The following is a 1,193-nucleotide window of genomic DNA, read 5'->3' as shown; positions in this document are numbered from 1 at the left end:
GCACAAGACCTTCGGCTACCTCACCCCAGCCGAGACAGGCAACGGCATCAGCACGCCCTCGCGGCGTAGACATTGAGTGTCCGAGATCACGGGGAAACTTCAATCCAGTCCTACCTGGCGAAGATGTACGGCACGGACGTGTCACCGGACCTCATCTCGAAGGTGACCGACGCGGTCAACGACGAGATCACGGCTTGGCAGTCACGGCCCCTCGACTCGCTCTGGCCGGTCGTCTACATCGACGCGCTGTGGATCAAGGTGCGGGACGGCAAGGTCGCCAACCGGCCGGTCTACCTCGCCGTCGGCGTCGATCTCGACGGCTGCAAGCATGTGCTCGGCCTGTGGATCGGCAAGGACGGCGAGGGAGCCCGCCAGTGGCTCACCATCCTGGGCGAACTCAAGGCCCGCGGGGTCGAAGACGTGCTCGTGGCCTGCTGCGACGGCCTGCTGGGGCTGCCGGACGCGATCAACGCGGTCTGGCCCCGGGCCACGGTCCAAACCTGCGTAATCCACCTGGTCAGGGCCTCGCTGCGATATGAGGTTCCCCCGGTGGGTGGGAGGTACTGATCAGCTGGTCGTGATGGGTTGCTGGGTGTTCCGGTTCACTCGTTCGGCCGCTGCCTGTTCGGCGTAGAACTTCTCCTCGTACTCGATGGGGCTGAGGTATCCGAGGCGTTTTTGGATGCGGGTGGTGTTGTAGAAGCCGTCGATATACTCGAAGAAGGCCTGGTTCGCGATGGTGTCCCGCTGAGTGGTGTAACTGATCTTGGCTGGGAAGTGCGCCGTCTTGAGTGCTCCCGCGTGCATCGGCGGCTACTGAATGCTCCCTGAGAAGAGGCAGGCCACCGTGCAAATGTCCTTGGTGAACGGCCAGTTCAATCCAAGGAGTGCACGGTGGCCTTGTCCCAGCATGACCTACTTCGCCTGCTCGAGTCACTACGTTCGGCGGACGGTCTTGAACTCGTCCGCGAGGTCGCCGAACGCCTGCTGCAGGAACTGATCGAGGCCGAGGCCACCTCGAGGATCGGCGCCGAGTGGGGCGAACACACCGAGGCCCGCACCGGCTGGCGCAACGGGCACCGGGACAAGACAGTGACCCAGGGCCGTTTCAAAGTCATGGTGATCGTGTGAGTCCGTAGGCCAGAGCCGCTTGGTCGGGCCCGTCACGCACGCAACGAAGCTCCGGTTGAACG

3 protein-coding genes are annotated in these 1,193 nt (G+C 63.7%); 2 read left to right on the top strand and 1 reads right to left on the bottom strand.

All coding sequences use genetic code 11. From position 1 onward, the window contains the following. Positions 1-72: 72 nt before the first annotated feature. Positions 73-567 (top strand): transposase, encoded by a 495-nt coding sequence (locus ACIQWR_RS41540; RefSeq protein ID WP_404021389.1) that lies wholly within the window; start codon positions 73-75, stop codon positions 565-567. On the opposite strand, the gene ACIQWR_RS41535 is transcribed toward ACIQWR_RS41540, so the two are convergent. After that, positions 568-807: an IS3 family transposase gene (locus tag ACIQWR_RS41535; protein WP_404021386.1), complete on the bottom strand. Its 240-nt coding sequence runs from the start codon at positions 805-807 to the stop codon at positions 568-570. Positions 808-894: 87 nt separating this feature from the next. Between ACIQWR_RS41535 and ACIQWR_RS41530 the strand changes: the two genes are divergently transcribed. Then, on the top strand, positions 895-1,131 hold the full coding sequence (locus ACIQWR_RS41530) for a transposase (protein ID WP_404021384.1): 237 nt from the start codon (positions 895-897) through the stop codon (positions 1,129-1,131). Positions 1,132-1,193 lie beyond the last annotated feature (62 nt).

Source organism: Streptomyces sp. NPDC098789, assembly GCF_044759975.1.
Classification (GTDB): Bacteria; Actinomycetota; Actinomycetes; order Streptomycetales; family Streptomycetaceae; genus Streptomyces.
The sequence above is the reverse complement of the archived record's forward strand: the minus strand, read 5'-3'. Positions and strand labels throughout refer to the sequence as shown.

Bases quoted from the DNA above. Each gene is read 5' to 3' on its own strand.
- ACIQWR_RS41535 (WP_404021386.1), bottom strand. From the start codon at position 807: ATGCACGCGGGAGCACTCAAGACGGCGCACTTCCCAGCCAAGATCAGT.